Below are 20,917 nucleotides of genomic sequence, written 5' to 3' on the forward strand. Positions count from 1 at the left end.
CGGTCAGTGGTGTCGCTCTTCGACAATGTTGTTGTTCTCGTCGGAGAGTTCGAGGCTGTGCTGCCAGCCGAGTCTGGCAAGGAGCGTGGCCAGGTCGTCGATCCGCTGAGGGTCGATCACGCCATTTACCAGGGTTGTTCCGTCGTCGGTCTGGTCGACTTCGATGCGGCACCAAGCGGTTTCGGCTTCGTAGGAGTACCAGGAGGACGAGCGTGTCCTCCAGCCAAGTGAGCTCAAGCGGGATGCCACCTGGGTGGGATCGATGCCCTGGGCGAGGATGCCGCAGACGTTGTTGGCCATGTAGGACAGGGTGGTATCGAGCGGTCTGTCGCTGTCATCGCTGCTAAGGCGTGTCCGGCGGATCATGCTGCGATCGGCACGTTGAAGCAAGCCATCTCACTACGATCACGGGATGTTTGAGTACCACGGTTGGGTCACGGTCAGGGAGACCGCAGCTGATGACGACGATGAGTCCCGTCTGCGGCAGATCGTCGATGAGCTTCGGCTTCGCATCGCCCAGATCGACAGCCCGTACCTGCTTGACCTCAGGTGGATGAACGGCGAGCCGTTCATCCACCTCGGCGGCTACTCCAATCACCGCTCCTCGCCGGATGTTGTCGAACTGTTCGAGCATGTGGCTGTGGTTGCCCCTGGTTCCTACGGGCTCCTCCACGTTCGCGATGACGAAGAACCGGACCACGAAAACGAGGTACGCGTGCTCAGGCTCGTTCGGGGCGTGGTCACGCAGCACACGGAGGCACTGCTGTCTCCGTGCATCCCGACGGTGGAAGATCCCTTCACCGATTGAGGCGTCTCCGGCGAATCACGCCCGGAGCCAGAGGCTGATCGTGGCCACCGTGACGGTGCCGTGGAAGACGCAGGCCCGCTTGTCGTAGCGGGTCGCGATGGCGCGAAAGCTCTTCAGGCGGTTGATCGTCCGCTCGACCTCGTTGCGGCGCTTGTACCGCTCCTTGTCGAAGCCGGCGGGGCGTCCGCCTCCGCTGCGACGGCGCCGACGGTTGGTCCTCTGGTCCTTCGGCTCGGGAATGGTGTGCTTGATATGGCGTCTGCGCAGGTAGCGGCGGTTCCTGCGGGAGGAGTACGCCTTGTCCGCGCTCAGGTGCCCGGGCCGGGTGCGCGCGCCCCTCGCCCTTGCGGGCCACTCGGATGCGTTCGAGTACGGGGAGCATTTGTGGTGCGTCGCCCCACTGGCCGGGAGTGATCAGCAGCGCGAGAGGTCTGCGACCACCTTCACTGGCGAGGTGGATCTTGCTCGTGAGACCGCCCCGGGACCTTCCGAGTCCCTCGTCGGGGCGGTGCTGCCGGGGCGTGGCTCTTTTTTCGGTATACGGGGTTTCTTCCTGCGAGCGCCGGCGGCGTGTTGGTGGGCACGACAGGACGTCGAGTCGACGCCCTGTGTCTGCCCAGAGGTCGGCGTGCATGGCAGTCCGCAGGCGCATCAGGGCACCTCGTACCGCCTCTTTTCCTGCGCGTAGATGTCGCTGTCCCGCAGGGCGCCTTCGGCCACCGAGTCCCGGATCTCGCGAAGCCGACGGAAGATGACCTCGGAGACATTCGCCATCGTGGGCGGGGCTGTGGATCGTCATTTGGTAGCGGAGCCCGTAACACGGGGCGAAACAGTCGCGTGCGGCAACGGCGCGATCCGGCGCCGGAAGAACCGTGTCGCGAGCCCCCTTCCCCGTCCAGCTCGCCACCGCAGCCTGACTGCAGACGACGTCTGCCATGCTGTCCCTCTCACAGGGACGGGGAACGCGTGACCGAGTCGATTGCTGGATGGTTCTGGGACCGCAACCTGCGTGCCTTCCTCGAGTTGTTGTCCGGCTACGCCGGATACGCCTTCGAGGTAGCACCGTGAGCACCAGCATCTTCCCGAACTCGCAACTCTACGGAACCGGGTACTGTGCCCTCTTCGTGAGAGGAATTTCCCCCGCCGAGCTTCTGACCAGGGTGTCAGGAAGAGAGATTCAGCCGGTTTCCTTGACCCGTCTCGAAGTAGACGCCGTCAAAGCGCTCGGGGAAGACATTGACGAAGACGACGTTCCCGAGCTGAACGTGGATGAGTTGCATAGCAGTGGCATGCTCGACAACAGTGGTCCGCTGCTGCGTGCCGGAACCCACAACGACTGGTCCTTCGTTATCGAGTCCGAAGGACCCTACCTTGCGAGTGACGAAATCATCGCCGCCGCTTCACGCGACACGGTCGCCCTGTCTGCAAGACTGAGCGAGACAGGATCCACGTGGATCTCATACGCGGAAAACAGCGAGATCCTCTCCTCCTTCGACCCGCTCTTCCCTCAGCACGACCACGGAAAGCGCCCCGCAACCCTTGAGGAACTCACCGGATTCCGGGAGGCCATCGACAGTGGGAACCGCTCAGAAGCGTACGAAAACGCAGTTCGGAAGATTCAACAGGAACTACAGTGCGCCGTTCCCCAAGAGGCAGACGCCGCGCGCCTGCTTGCCGTCCGTGTCGCCGGAGGGTATTGACGGCCCGACGTTGCGACGGTGATCAGCGGGTGGGCACCGGCACGGAGCGCGGCGGCCGACCGTTGCATCACCCTCCACGCGGTCGAAAGAAGCCGCAGGAAGGGCGAAGTACGGGCCGCTGGAGGGTCTCGCCCGCAACAATGTGAGCCTCAAGAAGATCGAGACCTGGTAGCCGGACACGCTGCGCGTCGCCGGATCGCTGGTCACCAACCAGGTTTGTGCCTACGACCTGCTGCGGATGTTCGGCCGCGACGGCCGCCCGACCCCGCTGGGCCAGGTGTTCGCCGAGTACGGTCGGATCGACAAGACCATGCACTTGCTCAACCTGGTCGACCTCAGCGACGACACCCACTGCTGCCGGGTGAACCGCCGGCTCACCGTACAGGCATCGAGGCACACCACGGCGCGAGCGATCTGCGACGGCAGGCGCGGGCACATCTAACAGCCTGCGCGGGCCTTTGTCCTGAGCGATCGGTTGTTGGGCGGCTTCGTGGTCGCTGGCACCGTGTGCTGGGGCGAGTCTTCTGCTCCGGAGGCGTACAGCAGCTTCCTCGTCCCTGAGTGCGACCTGCCGCGATTTGATCCGGACCAAGCGTTCCCGCCCGAACCCCAGACGATCTATACCCCCTACCCTCAACGCCGGTAGCGCGGCCGCATGCCCCTACCGTGCCCGAGTGATTGGGAACTGACGGGGAACCACAGCGGTTGGCGGGTACCGCACATGAGAACGGCCCCTGGTTGATTTAGGCGAATTCCAGGGGCCGTTCATCTGCGGTGGGTGTGGGATTTGAACCCACGGTCACATCGCTGGAGCCGGGGTCATGCAAGCCGATTCGCAAGACCTTGTCCATCCGCCACCACTCGGCGCGCGCCCGCCTGGGCAATCAGTCCTCGGCCTTCGCAGGGAAGCGAACCAGGGGAACCGGCATCAGGCAGAGCGCGAAGGCCATCTGCGCCAGGACCGGGACGAAGAGGAGCGCCACGAAGTTCTGGAAGAGCAAGAACCATGTGGGCAGGAGGAGGAGCCCCGCCAGACGGATACGGAATGCCGCCCCCTCGCGCTTGTTGAGCAGCCCGAACAACAGGATTACCAGCAGCGAGGGGACGCCCACCATGAGCCCCACCCCGGCAATGGAGTCGTCCCACAGGTAGTAGGCGGTGTCCTCCCAGTACGAGCGGGAGCGAGGCAGGTAGGACACAAGCTCCTGCTGGCGGGGAGCTGTCAGGGCATAGACGAGCCATGCCGCAACCCAGATCAGCAGGTAGCGACCGACGGCATCAGCGATGCACACGCCGACACGGCCGAGTCGGTGCCAAGGAGAGGTGACCACGAAGGACATAGCGCATAGTGACACCTTTTTTGAACGCGTTCAAGGAAGTCGAGAGGTAGGCCAGGAGTGACGGGCGTCCGCTGCTCCTCGGTGGCGGTGGTTGGGGCCCTCGCTCGAGGGCTGCGTAGTCGTCCGCTCTCCCGACGACTCCAACGTCACGGGTTCCTTTCCGAGAGACGCTGCAGGTAGTTCCAGCCTGCGTCCCGCTGAGCGGGGTTCCAGACCTGGTTGCGTTTGAAGGCCGCTTCGGCATCGTCGGACCACGTCTTGGGGCCTCCGGCGGTCATGGCCATGAGTTGTGTACGGCACGCCCGTTCCAGCAGAACGGCGTACATGACGGCAGTCGCGGCGTCCGGACCGACGGTGACGGCTCCGTGCCGCGGCATCAGGCATGCGGGGCCGTCGCCGAGAGTCTCGGCGAGCGCCGCGCCGAGCTCGCGGGTCGCGATGAGCGCTCCCGTCTCGGTGAATCGTGGCACCTGCGGATCGCAGAACACGACGCCGTCGTGGGAGATGGGCAGCAGTGGTGTGTCGAGAGAGGCGAAGGCGCTCAGGGCGGGTGCGTGTGTGTGCACGACGCAGCCGACGTCGGGGCGCCGCGCCATGATCTCGGTGTGGATCGGGTACTCGATGTGCCGTTTGCCCTCGCCGTGGAGGACCTCACCCCCGCGGCTGACCAACAGCACCCGCTCGGCGTCGATCTCCTCGAATCCCCAGCCGGAGGCCTTCATCCAGACTCCGCCGCCGTCCGGGTCACGGACGGCGGCGTGACCCCACACCATGTCGGTCAGACCGGCAGCGGCCAGGGCCCGGCTGGCACGTACGGTCTCGTCGATCTCTTCCTTCATCAGGATCCGTTTCAGTCGGTCGGGTGGCGTACGGCTGGTGGAGCCAGTCCGCGCCAATGTCCTCTTCTGTGCTGTGGTGCCCCATGGCGCGCTAGCGCAGGGCAGGGATCAGGCAGGCGTGGAGACGGCAGCGCCCGCCTGAGGGGGAGGCGGCCGTCACTGCGTCGCTGGTGCAGACGGCTGGTGGAGTGGGTCGCGAGCCGTGACGGGGATGGTAAGCGGGGGCACCTGCGACACCTCCAGTGACACCTCGTCGCCTGGGGTCAGCGGTCCGACCCCGTCCGGGGTGCCGCTCGCGATGATGTCTCCCGTCTCGAGGGTCATAGCCCGGGAATACACTTCGATGAGTTGCGCGACGTCGTAGATGAGGTCGGCGACCCTCCCCTTCTGGCGCAGACGACCGTTGACGCGAAGCTCGAGCTCGAGCACCGACGGGTCCGGGATCTCGTCCGCGGTGACGATGGCCGGCCCGAGCGGCGTGAAGGTGTCGAAGCTCTTCCGATACGAGCGGTCCTCGTCGCCTCGCATTGTCACGTCGATCAGGGCGAGGTACCCGAAGACGTGGCTCAGTGCGTTCTCACGGGATACCTGGCGTGCCGGGGCACCGATGACGATGCCGAGTTCGGCTTCGTAGTCGATGCGACGCGTCGGATCAGGATGCTCGATCGATCCGTCCGGCCCGACGATCGATGAAGGCGCCTTGAGGAAAGCGACATACTTCTCGATCGTTCCCGGCACGTCCGTGAAAGCTCCCGCAGCAATCATCTCTTCACGATGCGGACCGTGATTGACCGGGGCCGCGAGGATCTTCGACGGTCTTGGCTGGGGTGCCCGGAACGTGACTTGTGAGCGGGGTGTTCCGGTGCTGCGTGATGCGTCCCGGATCTCGGACTCGACTCTCGCCCAGTCCGCTATCAGCGCACTCATGCGATCCGATGGACGGGCTGTCTCCGGCAGCACACGTGTCACGTCGACTATCGAGTCGTCCCGGGCCCAGACACCGAGCCGAAAATCGTCGAACATGCTCAGTTTCAACGTACTTTCCTCTCCATGAATACTGTCCGGAGTGTCCCGCGCACCGGACTCTCACCTACGCAGGTCGTCACTCGCGAGGTTTCTGGGCAGGAACAGTCCCGCCACGAGCGTGATCAGCGCGACGCCGGAGATGTAGAAGGCGGGAGACACGGCGCTGTCCGTCACGTCGATGAGCCAGGTGCAGACGATCGCGCCGAAGCCGCCGAAGACAGTCACAGCGGTTGCGGAGCCCATGGAGACCAGCGAGCCGCGGTGCTTGGCGCTGAACAGCTCCGTGATCGTTGCGGAGCCGGTGCCGGCGATGGCCGCCGTGAACACCGCGAAGACCAGTTGCGCGATCACCAGCGACCCGAACGACCTGTTGTCGACCATGAGCTGGAAGAGCGGATACGGCAGCACCACGTAGCCCACGGCACTGAACACGATCAGGGCTTTACGTCCGAGCTTGTCGGAGAGATGACCCGCGACAGGCAGCAGGACAACCGTCACCATCGCGCCGATGAGCGTCGCCACCAGCGAGGTCTGCAGCTCGATGTCCAGGAACTCCGAGGCGTAGCTGGGCATGTACGTGAGCGCGACCATGGCCGTCACTCCCCAGAGAGCGACCACCCCGACCGTCAGCAGGAATCCGACACTCGGCCGCGGGTGCGTTCCGTGGTCGATCTCCGCGCCGGACTGCGTGGATGCCTGACCGCGGGACGCGGTGAAGACGGGGGTCTCTTCTATGCGTCGCCGCAGGAACAGGGCGACCACAGCGAGCAGAGCGCCCAGGATGAAGGGGACACGCCAACCCCAGTCGCGCATCGCCGTCGAGCCCAGGGCGCCGGTCAGCCCGGCGGTGACCAGCACACCGAGCAACAGGCCACCGTAGGTCGCGACCTGATGGAAGCTCCCGAAGAACCCCCGGCGCCCGCGGTGGGCCCACTCGATGAGGAAGACGGCCGAGCTCCCGAATTCGCCGCCGGCCGAGAATCCCTGCGCGAGGCGTCCGATGACGATGATGACCGCACCGAGCGAGCCGGCGACGGCGTACCCCGGTGCGAGGCCGATAAGGAGTGAGCCGGACGCCATCAGCAGCATCGACAGCAGCATGACCGACTTGCGTCCCTTGCGGTCGATGAACGGACCGAGGACAAAAGCTCCCAAGGGCCGGGCGATGAACCCGACCGCGAAGACCGCGAAGGCCGCGAGGATCGACGTGACGCCGTCCTGTTCGGGAAAGAAGGTGGCTCCGATATGAACGGCGAGGAAGCCATACACGGTGAAGTCGTACCACTCGAGGACGTTTCCGAGAGTGGCGAGGACCGTCACACGCTTGAGAGTGGACGGGTCCACGTGGGTGGGATCCGCAACCGAGATTTCTTTTGCAACAGCCATGGAAGGGTCCTTTGCATGACCTGTCGGGGAGAGGGACGTGCCGTATCCGGGCAGCGGTCGGCCCTGAATGCTCGACCGCTGCCCAGGAGATGGTCCGCGTGACTCAGGTGGTGCGGGACGCCGCGGAAGGCGTCACAGAATGTGCGTGGGGATCGGCTCCCAGGTGGCCTGTCCCTGCTGGTCGCGAACGACACGGCCGAAGGGCTGGTCGCCGAAGTGGAAGGCGAAGGCGTAGGTGTCGGGCTTGAGCAGCTCCGACAGCACGCGGGCACGGGCCTCCTGCACGGACTCGGTGTGGCTGTCGGGTGCCGAGCCCCAGTCGGGGTGGGTCAGCTGCGCGGGCGAGTGGAACGCGTCGCCGAAGACCACCAGCCGCTTGCCGCTCGACGAGGTCACGATGTAGGTGGCGTGGCCGGGGGTGTGGCCGGGGGTGACGAGTGCCGTCACGCCCGGCACCACCTCTCCGCCGTCGTCGACGAGGGTGAGCTTCGGATGCTGCAGCAGAGGCTCGACCACGGTGGTCGGGTCCGGCATGTCGGCCGGCGGCACCCCTTGGGAGAGCGGCTCCCACTCCTGCCGCGACATCACGTACGACGCCGACGGGAAGGTTGCCTTCCGTGCGCCGTTCCCGTCCGGGATGAACGCCCATCCCGTGTGGTCGATGTGGATGTGGGTCAGGGCGAGAACATCGATGTCCTCGGGCGCGTAGCCGACCGACGCAAGTGTCTCCAGCAGCGCGCCGCCCTCAATGGGCCCGTAGAGCGAGTTGACGTTCATGACACCGAGTCCGGCGTCGACGAGCATGCGGTGGCCGTCCCGCTCGACGAGCAGTCCGCCTGCCGTCATCGGCACGCCGCCGTCCTGGTCCAGCGCTTCGGGGTGCTCGCTCCAGTAGGAGTCGGGGAACGACTTGAGGAAGCGGGCGGGGATGAGCGACATGGGTCCGTCGACGATGTAGGTGAAGGTGAACTCGTCCATCGTCCACCGGCGCACCGCGGACTGGGATCCCAGTCGTCCGATATTGGCCGTCATTCCACAATTCCTTTCTCAGGTGGTGCTTGATTTCCGTCAGGAAGACCCGGGTGCTCTGGGCTATGCGTCGGAGCGTGCTGCCAGGCTCGGGAAGAGAGTCTTCGCAGTGGCCGAGAACTGTGCCAGCTGACGGTCGGTGAGTATGGTGGTCCGGCTCAGCGCATCGATGTGGGATTCGATCAACTCGACATTCCCCGGCGGGTAGTCGGACCCGAACACGATGTGATCGGGCGACGTGACCTCCAGAAGCGGAAGAAGCGCGTTGGGTGATGTCGCGAGCGCGGTGTCATAGAACAGGCGGGCAATTTGCTGGCGCACCTCGTCCTTGGTCACGCCGCGGGAATTGCTCACCCACGGCAGCAGGCCGGTCGACCCGATGCGTTCGGCAAGGACGGGGAGGACTCCGCCGGCATGCGAGATGACGAAGTTGATGTTCGGGAAGTCCAGAAAGACCCGCGCATAGATGGCGTCGACGATGGTGCGCGCCGTGTCCATGGGGAATTCGATGACCGGTCCCGGCCGTCCGCACGCAAGCCCGGCGAACCCGGCAGGGACCACCGGATGCAGGAGGACGGTGGCCTGCTTCTCGTCGAGTGCGGCGAAGACATCGGTGAACCGTGGGTCCCCCAGATAGGCGCCATCGTAGTTGGTGATGAGGACGAATCCGTCGGCGCCGAGTTCCTCGATTGCGCGGTCGACTTCCGCTACCGCTGCGACCGGATCGATCAGCGGGAGGTTGGCGAGCAACCCGAACCGGTCGGGGTGTTCCCGCACCACCTTCGCCCCGAAGTCGTTGTATGACTTTGCCTCGTCGGGAGCGAGCCGGTTCGGGTTCGACAGCATCTGCACCGAGATGCCGTGACCGTCCATGAACTCCAGGGCGCTCTCGACCGACCAGGGGCCGGCCGGCGGCGCGGTGAAGTGGCCGGCGCGGAAGGAGGCCAGCAGACGGGCAAGCTCGGCTTCGGTGAGCGGCGGAGTGTAGTGGGCATGGATGTCGATCAGGTCGCCGCCGCTGCGTCGGCGCAGACGGGCGACGGCACTTGCCACGTCATTCTCTGGATTCACCATCGTCATCCTCTTTCGATCGTTGTCACGGCCGGCTCTTTCGGTCGCTGTCACTGCCGCAGGGTTGCCGGAGCGAAACCGGCAACGCGTTGGTATGCGGTGGCGAGCGCCTCTCGCTCCCCGGGGGCGAAGACTTCGCTCACCTCGGTGAAGCCCTCGGGTGCACGTTCCTCGGCCAGGTCGAGAATGCGTGCGGCTCCCTGGCTGCGATTGGCTTCCACGACTCCGGCCGTGGCGGCGAGGCGTTCGCTTTCGTAGCGCTCCAGGGCGATGTCGGGATCGCGCTCCTCTAGGAGGGCCTGGGTCAGGGCACGCGCGTCGAGGATCGCCTGGGAAGCTCCGTTGGAGCCCACGGGGAACATGGGGTGCGCGGCGTCGCCCAAGAGGGTTGTCCGTCCCGCGGTCCACGTCGGCAGCGCGTCGCGGTCGACCATGGGAAAGACGTGGACGCTGTTCGCGCCGCGCATCAGCGCCGCGACATCGAGCCACGGAAACGACCACGAGCTGTACTGGTCGATGAAGTCCTCGGTTTTTCCCGGCCTGTTCCAGGATTCGACGGGCGGGAGTCGGCGTGAGCTCTTGTCCAGGACGGCAATCCAGTTGATCAGGACGTTGCCCTGGTCGTCCGGGAGGGAGAGCGGATAGGCCACGACCTTGTGCCCGCGCGTGCCGATCAGCGTCATGGACTTTCCGGTGAGGAACGGCGGCGCCATGGTGGTGCCACGCCACATCAGCTCTCCGCTCCATCGGGGGCTGCCGTCGCTCGGGTGGAGCTGCTTCCGGAGTGCCGAGTGAAGGCCGTCGGCGCCGACCAGCACATCCGCGGTGTCCTGGGACGTCCGGCCGGTGACGCTGTCGATCAGCTGGAACTCGGCGCTCTTGCGGTTGTCCGTGTTGGAGCCGGTGACCTTCATTCCCGTGCGCACCGCGGATTCGCCGAGGCGCCGGCGGACGATGTCCAGGAGGGCCATCTGGAAGTTGCCTCGGTGGATCGAGAGCTGCGGCACCGGGTATCCCGCCGATATTCCGCGCGGCTCCCGCCACAGGAACTGGCCGTGCCGATTCACGTAGCAGAGCTCTTCGGTAGCGACGGCGAGGGGGAGCAGCTCCTCCAGGATGCCCAGTCGTTCGAATTCCCGGACGGCGTGGGGCAGTACGTTGATTCCTACGCCGAGCGGTCGTGGTTCGGGGACCGCCTCGTAGACGGTCACGTCCATACCGGCGTTATGGAGCATCAATGCGGTGGTGAGTCCGCCGATCCCGCCTCCGGAAATTGCGATTCTCACGGTTCCCTCCTTCCTCGGCCGACAGCGGGCGCCGCCTTGTCGGGTTCCGTCGCGGTGGCCGGCTCGAATATGTCTGTCACCTGCTGCCGGTCGGGCAGCTCGGTCTCGCGGTAGAGATGCAAGGCTTCGAGGGCCGCCCGGTCACTGGCGACAAAGAGGTCGGCGGTCTCTTCCGCTTCGTGCTCGACGGTCGCCCAGGAGGGGACGACGAAGACGTCCCCCGGACCCCAGGTGAATTCCTTTCCGCCGATCACGGACCTGCCGCGGCCGCGGAACACGGTGTGGATCTGGCCGCCGGTCTGCCGTCGGGGGACCGTGGGCTTTCCCGGACGGATCCTCGTCATCTGGCAGGTGAGGGTGGGCAGAGCCGGGCCGCCGGTGACCGGGTTCTTGTACTCCAGCGTCACGCTGGGGCCGTCACTCTGCTTCTGCAACGCTTCCAGTGCGGCATCGACCTGGGCATAGGGATAGCGCAGCAGCGGCGAGTACGGTTTCGGCCAGGCGGCGCCGTCGGAATGTTGAAGTCCCGCATGACCGAACTTCTCCTCCGAGAGGGAGAAACCCGCGACGTCCTGCATCCCGGTCGGATGGTCCTCGAAGAAAATCGACTCCAAGGTGGCGACCATCACCACGTCGATCACATCGAGCCAGATTGCGGGCTCATCGCTCTGGTTGGTGTGATCGTGCCACGCCCAGCTGGGCGTGAGGACGAAGTCGCCGGGCTCCATCCAGCAGGCGTCTCCGTCGACGGTGGTGTAGACACTCGAGCCGGTCATCATGAACCGGATCGCTGCCGGAGAATGCCGATGGGCCGGCGCCTTCTCACCCGGATCCAGATACTGGTATGCACCGAACAGGGCTTCTGTCGTTCCGATGCGCAGTCCCGGGTTGCAGAACTGCAGTGCCCGCCGCTGAGCCGCTCCTTCGTCGACCTCCAGAACCCTTCCCGCCTGCCGTGCCAGCGGGGCGACGGTGTCCCAGCGCCACAGATGCGCACGTGTCTGCGGAATCGGGTGTGCCGGCATCGGCGGCCTGCTCCACAGGCCCGCCATATCGCGCGATGCGAGCGCACCACAGAATTCTTCGATCGAGACTTCCGCGGTGTCGACACCACCGGGAAGCGATGCCTCTTGCTTATTTCCTTCTTGCATCGTCAGTCCACCTGTTGCTATCTCATGGCTTGCCATACGTTTTCGATGACTTGCCAGGTGTTTTCAACGGAATCGGGAGACTAGAACAGCATGACCGGTTTGATCGTCGCCCCATCGTGCATTTCGCGGGCAGCGGTGTTCAGGTCCCTGAATTTGTAGTGCTTGATCAGCTTTTCCAGCGGGAGTTTTCCTCGCCGATGCAGCGTGGCCATCCGGGGCAGCAGGGTCTCCGGCTCGCCGTCCCCCAGCGTCACGCCCAGCACGCGCCTGCCGAGCAGCAGATCGTGCATGTCCAGCGCCACGTCGACACCGGGAGGGGCCACGCCGACGACGGCGCACGCTCCGCCGGTGCTGAGGGTGTCGACGGCGGTGCGGAGGAGAGCGGGAATTGCGGTGGTGTCCACTGCGTTGTCGACGCCGCGTCCACCGGTGATCTCTGCCAGGGCGGTCGCCGGATCCACTTCGGTGGTGTTGATGGTGTGCCGTGCGCCGAGCTCCAGGGCGAGCTCGAGCCGGGAGGGCACACGGTCGATCGCGATGATGTCACCCGAGGGCAGAGCAGCCGCGGCCATGATCGCCGACAGGCCCACCGCGCCGGCGCCGAAGACGGCCAGGCTCTCACCGGGTCTGGGCGCCAGGACGTTCCAGACGGTGCCGACTCCGGTCTGGACGCCGCAGCCCAGCGGCGCGAGTACCGTCAGGTCGGCTTCGGGGTCCACCTTCACCACGCTGCGAGCGTCGACGACGGCCGCCTCGGCGAAGGAGGACTGGCCGAAGAAATGCCCACCGACCGGGACGCCTTCGCGCGTGATCGGAGAGCTCCCGTCTCTGCGTTTGCCTCCCGTCACATTGCGAGGCAGCCAGGTGTCGCAGTAGGCCGGGTGGCCATTGCGGCAGCTGGTGCAGTGTTCACATGATGTGAAACTCAACAGGACCTTGTCGCCGGGCCGGACTTTGGTGACAGAAGCCCCGACCCGCTCGACGATTCCGGCTCCTTCGTGGCCGATGACCCCGGGCAGCGGGAAGGGCATACGGCCCGCCTGTACGTTCAGATCGCTGTGACACAGACCGGCGGCGACCATTCGTACCAGGACCTCGTCCTTGCGAGGTTCGTCAAGCACGACTTCGGCAAAGGTGAATGGGGCACCCGGGCCTTCGATTATGGCTGCTGTGGTGGAATGCATGATGCCTTTCCCTTTCTCGGTCGATGCCTACAGGGCCACGATGACCGACTTGGTCTGCAGGTATTCGTCCAGGCCCTCGGGGCCGTTTTCCCGCCCGTATCCGGACTGCTTGTAGCCGCCTATCGGCATGGAGATGTCCATGGCAGCCCACGTGTTGACCCACACCGTTCCCGCGTCGAGGCGCGCTGCGACGCGATGCGCACGGGAGACATCACGGGTCTGCAGGCCGGCGGCGAGGCCGTAGGGAGTTCCGTTCGCCATCCGCACGGCCTCGTCTTCGGTGTCGAAGGGCTGGACGGTCAGGACCGGCCCGAAGATCTCTTCCTGGACATAGACCGATTGCTGCTCGACACCGGTGAGCACCGCCGGGGCGACGTAGAAGCCCGGCCCGTCAGGGCACTTGGCGCTGGTGACATCGATTCCCTCGCGCCTGGCCCGTTCGAGGAACGAGATGACCTTTGCCTGGTGAGCGGGGCCCGCCAACGGCCCGACCATGGTCTCCGCACTCAACGGGTCGCCGACCTTGATCTGCGCACAGGCTGCGCTCAGCCGCTCAAGCACTTCCTCGTAGACGGGCCGCTCGACGAGAAGCCGGCTGCCCGCCATGCAGAACTGTCCCGTGTTGAAGGTGAACGCCTTGACCGCCGTGGGCACGGCGGCATCCAGATCGGCGTCGGCGAATACGAGATTCGCGCTCTTCCCGCCCAGTTCCAGGGTCACCCGGGTGAGGGTCTCGGCCCCTAGGGCCACGATTCTCTTTCCGACGACGGTCGAGCCGGTGAACGCCACCTTGGCGATCCTCGGGTCGCACACCAGCGCCTGTCCGGCTTCCGCATCCCCGGTGACCACGTTGTAGGCGCCGTCCGGCAGACCGGCTTCCTGGAGTACTTCCGCGAGCCGGAGAGCGGTGAGCGGGGTCTCCGCGGCCGGCTTGTGCACGACGGTGTTTCCCGCGGAAAGGGCCGCGGCGATCTTCTTGCTGGACAGTACGAGTGGGAAGTTGAACGGGGTGATCGCCGCGATCACACCGATCGGCTCCCGCCGGGTGTACGCCAGAGAGGGGGCGGCAGGTGTCCGGACCGCGCCTTCGATGCCCGCTGCGAGATTGCCGTAGTACTCGAAGGTCTCGATCGCCATCGGGATGTCGACCCGCCGGGTGAGCGTGATGGGCTTTCCGACGTTGAAGCTCTCCAGAAGGGCGAACTCCTCGGCGTGCTGCCGCAGCAACTCGGCGGCGCGCATCAGGATGCGCCCCCGTTCGCGCGGGCTCATCCGCGGCCAGGGACCCTCTTCGAAGGCCTTGAGCGCCACGGCGGCCGCACGTCCGGCGTCGCAGGCACCGGCTTCGGCGACGGTCGCCGCCATCTGCCCGGTCGCAGGATCGACCAATTCCCTGACGGCCTCTGCCGCTGCCGGCTCCCATCGACCGCCGATGAACAGCCTGCCTGGGGCAACTGCGGGCCGGGCTCCCACGTGCATCGTTGTCACGTTGGGTCCTCCTCACTTCGAACCGAGGGCCAATCTCAGCCCCGGCGAGGCTCCGGGGATACGGGTAGAACCACCCCTTCGCGAGGTCCCGCAGGTCTACCCCCGCCCCGCCCGGCCCCGACGCGGGCGGGGCGCCCGGTACCGGATCCGGCCGGCACGCGCCGTGTCCGCACCGCTGCGCCCGTGCCCCTGCGAGCCGCGCCGAAGCGCGCAATACCTACGCTCCCGATGCTTGCGTGGACAGAAAATCACCTGTTAGCGTCTCAATGTTCGGGACACAAATCCGCATCATGCGGCATTGAGTCAGCTCGGCCTCACATCTCGCCTTACTCGGCACGGCATTAACGGAGGGAATCCGGGTGTCAGCACCCGGAGTGCGTCAGAGTCGCATGTAATTCGACGGGGTCACTCCGCCGAATTCGGGCAACGGCCGGGCTCTCAGAAGAGAATCTGGAATTCATGATGGATGAGATATCTGAGGGTGGTCCGGGAAACCTTCCCAACGCCGTCACGAGTTTTGTGGGACGGCGCAGTGAACTGGCGGAGGTTCGCGGGCTGCTGGGATCCGCCCGCCTCGTGACGCTGACCGGAGCGGGCGGCGTCGGGAAGAGCCGGCTGGCGGTCGAGACGGGAATCGCGGCCCGATCGGCGTTCCCCGACGGGGTCTGGCTGATCGACCTGGCGGCCGTCCGTGAGCCCGAACTCGTCGAGCACGCCGTGGCGACCGCTCTCGGGGTGGCGAATCACTCGAATCAGCCGGCTGCGGACCGGCTGATCGAGTACCTGGGCCGCCGGCAGACGCTACTGCTCTTCGACAACTGCGAGCATCTCGTCCAGGCCTGCGCCGTGCTCGTCGACCAGCTGCTGCGGGGCTGTCCACGCGTACGGATTCTTGCGACGAGCAGGCAAGTCCTGGACATCATCGGCGGGGAGTACGTCTATCAGGTTCTGCCGTTGCCGGTCCCGGACCCCGACACCGAGTCCTCCGTGGAGGTGCTGTCCCGGTACGAGTCGGTGCGACTCCTCGTGGACCGCGCAAGGGCGATCACACCCGGGTTCGTCGTGGACGACATCAACAGCCTGGCAGTGGCCCGCCTCTGCGCTCAGCTGGAGGGCATCCCCCTGGCGATCGAGCTGGCCGCCGCACGGCTGCGATCGCTGCACCTCGACGCATTGGTCGAACGGCTGGCAGACCGATTCGGGTTGCTCACCGGCGGGAGCCGTTCCGCACTTCCCCGTCAGCGCACACTCCGCGCGCTGATCGACTGGAGTTACGACCTGTGCACGCCCGAGGAACAATTGCTGTGGACTCGCCTCTCGGTGTTCTCCGGCGGATTTGACTTGCAGGCCGCTGAACACATATGCGCCGACGACGGTCTGCCCCGCGAGCGGATTCTCGACCTCACGGATCACTTGGTTGCCCAGTCGATTATCCAGGCCGTCGAAGGAAGCGGGCTGTTGCGCTTCCGTATGCTGATGACCCTCCAGGAATACGCCGGAGAGCGCCTGAAGACGCACGAGAACGTGGAAAATGTGCGAGACCGGCACCAGGAATACTACGGAGCACTGGCCGTACAGGTGGCGGCGAATTGGAGCGGGCCGGGCCAGGAAGCCGGACTGGCCCGGCTACGCGCCGACCGCGGCAACATGGAATCGGCCCTGGAACGGTGCATCAGCACGCGTCGGACCCAGCGCGCCCTGTCCATGGTGTCCGCGCTGCGCCATCACTGGTGTGCCGACGGAGCTCTGAGCGAGGGGCGGCGCTGGCTCGACCTGGCTCTCGCGCTCGACGCACCACGACTGCCCGAGCGGGCCACCGCACTCTGGGTGGCAGCATGGGTCTCCCTGCTCCAGGGCGACGACTCCGCCGCCGAGGTACGACTGACGGAATGCGACGAGTTGGCCGGAGAGTTCGGCGATCAGGTCTCGCTCTGCATGGCGCGCTCGCTCCGCGGCACCGTCGCCTTCTTCCGCGGAGACCTCCGTGCTGCCCTCGGCCACTTCGATGCGGCCTCCGCGCGACTCGCGGAGCAGGGAGATGTCGAGGGCGTCCTCTTCAACGGTTTCCAGACCGCCATCGCCCGGGCCCTGCTCCAGGACCACCAGGCTGAGCAGGTTGCCCGGCAGGTGATCGCGGTGAGTGAGCGCAATGGCGAGCAGTGGGCCAGGGCGCGCGCACTGTACGCGCTGGGTCTGTACGCCTGGTTGAACGGCGACCCCGACCAGGCGAAGTCGGCGGCCCGCGCGGGTCTGCAGATCCAGCGTGGCTTCAACGACCATGTCGGCGCCGCGGTCATGATCGAACTTCTCGCGTGGGTCTCCACGACGAACGCGGAGTACGACCACGCGGCTCGTCTGCTCGGTGCGATCCAGTCGATCTGGGGGGTGATAGGCACGTCACTCACTGCCTTCGGACCGCACCTGGCGGGCTACCACACCCAGTGCGAGCAGGAACTGCAACGCAGACTGGGTGGCGCCGAGGCCTTTCAGGCCAGGCTTGACGAAGGCGGTCGCATGGACCGACGGCAGGCCATCTCCTACGCGCTGAACGACCCCGAAGCGGTGGCCGCACCCGAACCCGCGACGACGGTCGAGGTGTTGACCCCACGACAACAACAGGTCGCCCGCCTCGTCGCCGAGGGCCTCAGCAATCGCCAGATCGCCGAGCGGCTTGTGGTGTCCACCCGCACGGTGGACGGGCACATCGAACGGATCCTGGCCAAGCTGGAGTTCTCCTCCCGGGCGCAGGTGGCCGCCTGGGTGGCGGGGGCGGCGTCCGGCGTGCCGGCTTCGCTCTGAAGGAGCCGGCCGGCGGGCCGTCGTGGTGACGCCGCGGGGCCACCGGCCGGTCGGGCGCCGTGCGCGTCGTCGCAGAGGACCGGTTTGGCCTCGCCGGCGTGGTGCAGCAGGTTGCGCTCCAACCGGTCCAGGACGGCTGGCGTCTCTGCGCGCTCGGCGTCACTGAGGTCGCCGACGGAATACCCCTCCAACTGGGCCCACAGGTCCTCGACCTGGCTGCACGGGGTCCTCGCCCCCCTGCTGCCCGAGCCGTCGGTCGACGACACGGCACTGCTCTTCGCAGCTGGCCGACCTCGTCCGAGGATTTCTGACCGATGTGCTCTACCGCACTCCCTCATGCATCTCGGCAGAGATCCTGTCCGCTGCCACGGTCAGAGCCGACACGATCTCCTTCACGCGGTCGGGTGAGTACCGCACGCTCGGCATGGACACCGACACGGCGGCGATCGTGGCGCCGCTCGGATCGGTGACTCCGCGCCCGATGGCAACGAGCCCTCGCTCGGAACGTTCGAGGTTGACGGCGACGCCACTGCTCCGGACGGCTCTGAGCTCGCCGCGCAGCTCCGCCAGATCCGGGTGCTCCGCGGACCCGTCGGTGGGGGCGTGCGCGTAGAGCGCGGTCAATTCGTCATCGGCCAGGGCGGCGAGCATGACCAGCCCCCCGCTCACCTGGTGTGCGGGGAAGACCATGCCCTCGCGGTTTCCGACCCGGAGGGCCCGCGTGCACTCGACCGAGGCGATGAACCTAGCAGTGCGGCCGGTGCGGATGGTGAGGTTCGCCGTCTCGTCGAGGGTGTCGACGAGAGTGCGCAGCGGGCCGAGGGCGGCGGTCCGCAGGGCTCCTACGTTCGACTGAGCCTTGGCAGCGATCTCCAGAACCGGTCCGGCCCGGTAGCTGCGGTCATCGTTCTGCACCGCGAAGTCGCGGTACACCAGCGTGGACAGCAGACGATGGGCACTGGAACGGGCCACGCCGAGCCGCCGGGCGGCCTCGGAGACCGTGATGGGGCCCTCCACCTGCAGAATCACCGCCAGCTGCAGCGCGTGGTCCACGCTCGTCACGCCGTACGCCGGTGGGTTCTTCATTGCCTTGGCCACGACGACCGCCTCTCACCTGTTGTTCCGCAAGACAGAATCTACTGTTCCAATCGATGATCTGCGGAGCACGGTGTGGGCATGACCGACCAGGACAGCACCGTCTCACCCGTCTCGCTCACCGCCGAGGACCGGCCGGACCAGCCGCCCGTCAGTCCCGAACTCGTAGAGCTCTACCGGGGCTTCGAGAAGGCCCTCCTCGTTCCGCTGTGGACCCGGATCGGCGATCTGATGCCCGAGCACCCCAGGTCGAAGGCGCAGCCGCACCTGTGGGAGTGGAAGACACTGCTCGACCTGGCCGGTCGCTCCGGCGACCTGGTGCCGGTCGGCCGAGGCGGCGAGCGCCGGGCCATAGCCCTGGCGAACCCCAGCCTGGGTGGCAGGCCCTACGCGACGCCGACCCTCTGGGCGGCCATTCAGTACCTGATGCCCGGCGAGAACGCACCTGAGCACCGGCACACCCAGAACGCCTTCCGGTTCGTCGTCGAGGGCGAGGGCGTGTGGACCGTCGTGGAGCGCGATCCGGTGCCCATGCGCCGTGGTGACTTCCTGCCGCAGGCCGGTATGAACTGGCACGCCCACCACAACTCGGCCGACGAGCCCATGGCCTGGATCGACGGCCTCGACATCCCCTTCCAGTACGACGTCGAGGCACAGTTCTTCGACTTCGGCCGGGACGAGCTGTCCGAGGAGGAGCACGCGACGCCCGACCGGTCGCGCTCGGAGCGGCTGTGGGGCCACCCGGGGCTGGTGCCGGTCTCGCAGTTCGGGCGCAGGGAGGGCACACCCCTGCTGTGCTACCGCTGGGTGGACACCGACGCCGCTCTGACCGACCAACTGGAGCTGGAACGCGAGGGCCACCCGGGCACGGTCGGGCCCGGCCACGCGCTGGTTCGTTACATCAACCCCACCACCGCGCAGGACGTCCTGCCGACCATCCGCGCCCAGTTCCACCGCATCGTCAGCGGCGCGGAGACCACCCCGCGCCGGGAGACGGGTTCGTCGGTCTACCAGGTCTTCGACGGCTCCGGCCGGGTGACCGTGGGCGACTTCTCCTGGTCGGTCCGGCGCGGAGACCTCTTCGTCGTCCCGTCATGGCAGCCCGTGTCGATCCGGTCCGAGGCATCGCTCTCCGATTCCGACTCCGGCGCGCTCGATCTGTTCCAGTTCAGCGACGCCCCCCTCTTCAACAAGCTCAACCTGTTCCGCACCCACATCGAGGAGAACGCGTGAAGCTCGCCACCATCCGTCTGGGCGACCGCACCACCACTGCGGTTCGCGTCGAGGGTGACACCCTCGTCGATCTCGGTCTGCCGGACGTGGGTGCCGTACTGGCATCGGCGCGCGGTCTCGACGCCGCGGCGACGGCCGGCGGCCAGCAGTACGCAGGCCCCGACGCCGAGTTCGCCCCGCTCGTCCTGCGCCCCACCAAGGTGGTGTGCGTGGGCCTGAACTACCAGAAGCACATCAAGGAGATGGGCCGCGACCTGCCCGAATACCCCACGCTCTTCAGCAAGTTCGCGGACACTCTCGTCGGCGCCCTCGACGACGTCCGACGCCCGGTCGAGACCGAGCAGTTCGACTGGGAGGCCGAACTCGCCGTGGTCGTCGGCCGCCAGGTCCGGCGGGCCGACGAGGCCGAGGCCGAGGCCGCGATCGCGGGGTTCACGGTCCTCAACGACGTCACCTGCCGCGACTGGCAGTTCCGCACCCGCGAGTGGCTGCAGGGCAAGAACTGGGACTCCACCACCCCGCTGGGCCCGTTCCTCGTCACCACTGACGAGGTCGGCGGCCCGCGCCCCGCGCTCGACATCCGCTGCGAGGTCAACGGGCAGGTCATGCAGCAGGACAACACCGGCGACCTGCTCTTCGACCCGGTTCACCTGGTCCGCTACGTCTCCACAATAATCCGGCTCAACCCCGGCGACATCATCGCCACCGGCACCCCCGGCGGCGTCGGCCACGCCCGCACACCCCAGGTATTCCTGCAGGACGGCGACACCATCGTCACCGAGATCGAGGGCGTGGGCCGCCTCGAGAACCGCGTCGTCTCCGAGGGGACGCTATGAGAACCCTTCGGACGACGCTGGCCTGGGTGGCCGAGGGCACCGACCTGTGCCGCAAGGCCCTCGCCGACCTCGACGAGGAATCGTACGGTGCGCCTTCGCTGCTCCCCGGCTGGACCCGCAAGCACATCGTGGCCCACGTGGCCGCCAACGCCCGGGCCCTCAGGAACCTCATGCACTGGGCCCGCACCGGTGAGCCCACTCCGATGTACAGCTCCCCGGAGCAGCGCTTGGCGGACATCGAGTCGGGCGCGCAGCTACCCGCCGCATGGCTCACCGCCTGGTTCGAGGAGTCGGCGCAGCTGCTGACCTATGCAATGGCCGAACTGACCGAGGAGCAGTGGCGAGCGGAGGTACTGACCGCCCAGGGGCGGACCGTGCCGGCCAGTGAGATCCCGTGGATGCGCACGAGGGAGGTCATGGTGCATGCCGTCGACCTCGGCACCGCCATCCGCTTCGCCGACCTGCCCGAGGAGTTCTGCGCCGAACTCCGCCACGACATCGTCGGCAAGCGCGGCAGCGACACCGTCCACGCCGTCCAGGGCAACAACGCCGACATCACCGCTTACCTGGCGGGCCGCCCGTACACCGGTGTAACGACCGGGGACGGCTTCCCGGCGGAACCCCTTACTCCGTGGCTGTGACCACG

19 protein-coding genes and 2 pseudogenes are annotated in these 20,917 nt (G+C 66.7%); 7 read left to right on the top strand and 14 right to left on the bottom strand.

From position 1 onward, the window contains the following. Window positions 1–3: 3 nt before the first annotated feature. The gene (locus JEQ17_RS47465) at window positions 4–300 is read right to left on the bottom strand and encodes a hypothetical protein (RefSeq protein WP_200401135.1); all 297 of its coding nucleotides are present in this window, start codon (window positions 298–300) and stop codon (window positions 4–6) included. A gap of 112 nt (window positions 301–412) precedes the next feature. Here JEQ17_RS47465 and JEQ17_RS47470 point away from each other — a divergent pair, with 112 nt between their 5' ends. Next, window positions 413–808 (top strand): Imm7 family immunity protein, encoded by a 396-nt coding sequence (locus JEQ17_RS47470; protein WP_200401136.1) that lies wholly within the window; start codon window positions 413–415, stop codon window positions 806–808. A 15-nt stretch (window positions 809–823) separates the two neighbouring features. Here the strand turns inward: JEQ17_RS47470 and JEQ17_RS47475 are convergent. Together JEQ17_RS47475 and JEQ17_RS50605 are read right to left on the bottom strand one after the other, a co-directional pair. After that, window positions 824–1,417, bottom strand: a pseudogene (locus tag JEQ17_RS47475) (IS5 family transposase); the annotation flags it as partial. 42 nt (window positions 1,418–1,459) lie between these two features. Continuing rightward, complete coding sequence (locus tag JEQ17_RS50605) at window positions 1,460–1,582, bottom strand: hypothetical protein (RefSeq protein WP_267924828.1); 123 nt, start codon at window positions 1,580–1,582, stop codon at window positions 1,460–1,462. Window positions 1,583–1,872: 290 nt separating this feature from the next. Between JEQ17_RS50605 and JEQ17_RS47480 the strand changes: the two genes are divergently transcribed. Both JEQ17_RS47480 and JEQ17_RS47485 read left to right on the top strand, forming a co-directional pair. Continuing rightward, window positions 1,873–2,508 (top strand): DUF6461 domain-containing protein, encoded by a 636-nt coding sequence (locus JEQ17_RS47480; protein WP_200401137.1) that lies wholly within the window; start codon window positions 1,873–1,875, stop codon window positions 2,506–2,508. 109 nt (window positions 2,509–2,617) lie between these two features. Further along, window positions 2,618–2,947 (top strand): annotated as a pseudogene (locus JEQ17_RS47485) (Tn3 family transposase); the annotation flags it as partial. A 445-nt stretch (window positions 2,948–3,392) separates the two neighbouring features. Here the strand turns inward: JEQ17_RS47485 and JEQ17_RS47490 are convergent. From JEQ17_RS47490 to JEQ17_RS47535, 10 genes are all read right to left on the bottom strand, one after another. Further along, on the bottom strand, window positions 3,393–3,848 hold the full coding sequence (locus tag JEQ17_RS47490) for a hypothetical protein (protein ID WP_200401138.1): 456 nt from the start codon (window positions 3,846–3,848) through the stop codon (window positions 3,393–3,395). A gap of 146 nt (window positions 3,849–3,994) precedes the next feature. Then, the gene (locus tag JEQ17_RS47495) at window positions 3,995–4,687 is read right to left on the bottom strand and encodes a class II aldolase/adducin family protein (RefSeq protein WP_200401139.1); all 693 of its coding nucleotides are present in this window, start codon (window positions 4,685–4,687) and stop codon (window positions 3,995–3,997) included. Between the two features lie 156 nt (window positions 4,688–4,843). Further along, a complete protein-coding gene (locus JEQ17_RS47500; protein ID WP_200401140.1) occupies window positions 4,844–5,722 on the bottom strand; it encodes a fumarylacetoacetate hydrolase family protein in 879 nt (292 codons plus the stop codon). 51 nt (window positions 5,723–5,773) lie between these two features. Beyond that, entirely contained in the window at window positions 5,774–7,099 is a 1,326-nt protein-coding gene (locus tag JEQ17_RS47505; RefSeq protein ID WP_200401141.1) for an MFS transporter, read from the bottom strand. A 132-nt stretch (window positions 7,100–7,231) separates the two neighbouring features. Next, window positions 7,232–8,131 carry an MBL fold metallo-hydrolase gene (locus tag JEQ17_RS47510; RefSeq protein WP_200401142.1) on the bottom strand — a complete coding sequence of 300 codons (900 nt, stop codon included), beginning with the start codon at window positions 8,129–8,131 and terminating at the stop codon, window positions 7,232–7,234. Between the two features lie 60 nt (window positions 8,132–8,191). Continuing rightward, window positions 8,192–9,253, bottom strand: a complete 1,062-nt coding sequence (locus JEQ17_RS47515; protein WP_200401143.1) for an amidohydrolase family protein — start codon at window positions 9,251–9,253, stop codon at window positions 8,192–8,194. Further along, window positions 9,250–10,485 carry a flavin-dependent oxidoreductase gene (locus tag JEQ17_RS47520; RefSeq protein ID WP_200401144.1) on the bottom strand — a complete coding sequence of 412 codons (1,236 nt, stop codon included), beginning with the start codon at window positions 10,483–10,485 and terminating at the stop codon, window positions 9,250–9,252. The genes JEQ17_RS47515 and JEQ17_RS47520 overlap by 4 nt, the downstream gene beginning before the upstream one ends. After that, complete coding sequence (locus JEQ17_RS47525) at window positions 10,482–11,672, bottom strand: cupin domain-containing protein (protein ID WP_200401145.1); 1,191 nt, start codon at window positions 11,670–11,672, stop codon at window positions 10,482–10,484. Before JEQ17_RS47525 ends, JEQ17_RS47520 begins: the two co-directional genes overlap by 4 nt. Before the next feature lie 44 nt (window positions 11,673–11,716). Next, window positions 11,717–12,820, bottom strand: coding sequence for an NAD(P)-dependent alcohol dehydrogenase (locus JEQ17_RS47530; protein WP_200401146.1), 1,104 nt, complete (start codon window positions 12,818–12,820; stop codon window positions 11,717–11,719). Window positions 12,821–12,847: 27 nt separating this feature from the next. Then, window positions 12,848–14,299, bottom strand: coding sequence for an aldehyde dehydrogenase family protein (locus JEQ17_RS47535; RefSeq protein WP_200402100.1), 1,452 nt, complete (start codon window positions 14,297–14,299; stop codon window positions 12,848–12,850). A gap of 471 nt (window positions 14,300–14,770) precedes the next feature. Between JEQ17_RS47535 and JEQ17_RS47540 the strand changes: the two genes are divergently transcribed. Beyond that, window positions 14,771–17,107: an ATP-binding protein gene (locus tag JEQ17_RS47540; RefSeq protein WP_200401147.1), complete on the top strand. Its 2,337-nt coding sequence runs from the start codon at window positions 14,771–14,773 to the stop codon at window positions 17,105–17,107. 321 nt (window positions 17,108–17,428) lie between these two features. On the opposite strand, the gene JEQ17_RS47545 is transcribed toward JEQ17_RS47540, so the two are convergent. Beyond that, complete coding sequence (locus JEQ17_RS47545; RefSeq protein ID WP_200401148.1) at window positions 17,429–18,205, bottom strand: IclR family transcriptional regulator; 777 nt, start codon at window positions 18,203–18,205, stop codon at window positions 17,429–17,431. Between the two features lie 78 nt (window positions 18,206–18,283). On the opposite strand from JEQ17_RS47545, the gene JEQ17_RS47550 reads away from it, so the two are divergent. The 3 genes from JEQ17_RS47550 to JEQ17_RS47560 are packed head-to-tail and all read left to right on the top strand — an operon-like array spanning window position 18,284 to window position 20,912. Continuing rightward, a complete protein-coding gene (locus JEQ17_RS47550; RefSeq protein WP_200401149.1) occupies window positions 18,284–19,435 on the top strand; it encodes a cupin domain-containing protein in 1,152 nt (383 codons plus the stop codon). Then, the gene (locus JEQ17_RS47555; RefSeq protein WP_200401150.1) at window positions 19,432–20,271 is read left to right on the top strand and encodes a fumarylacetoacetate hydrolase family protein; all 840 of its coding nucleotides are present in this window, start codon (window positions 19,432–19,434) and stop codon (window positions 20,269–20,271) included. Before JEQ17_RS47550 ends, JEQ17_RS47555 begins: the two co-directional genes overlap by 4 nt. Next, complete coding sequence (locus JEQ17_RS47560) at window positions 20,268–20,912, top strand: maleylpyruvate isomerase family mycothiol-dependent enzyme (RefSeq protein ID WP_200401151.1); 645 nt, start codon at window positions 20,268–20,270, stop codon at window positions 20,910–20,912. The genes JEQ17_RS47555 and JEQ17_RS47560 overlap by 4 nt, the downstream gene beginning before the upstream one ends. Window positions 20,913–20,917 lie beyond the last annotated feature (5 nt).

The sequence above is a fragment of the Streptomyces liliifuscus genome (assembly GCF_016598615.1).
Lineage (GTDB): Bacteria > Actinomycetota > Actinomycetes > Streptomycetales > Streptomycetaceae > Streptomyces > Streptomyces liliifuscus.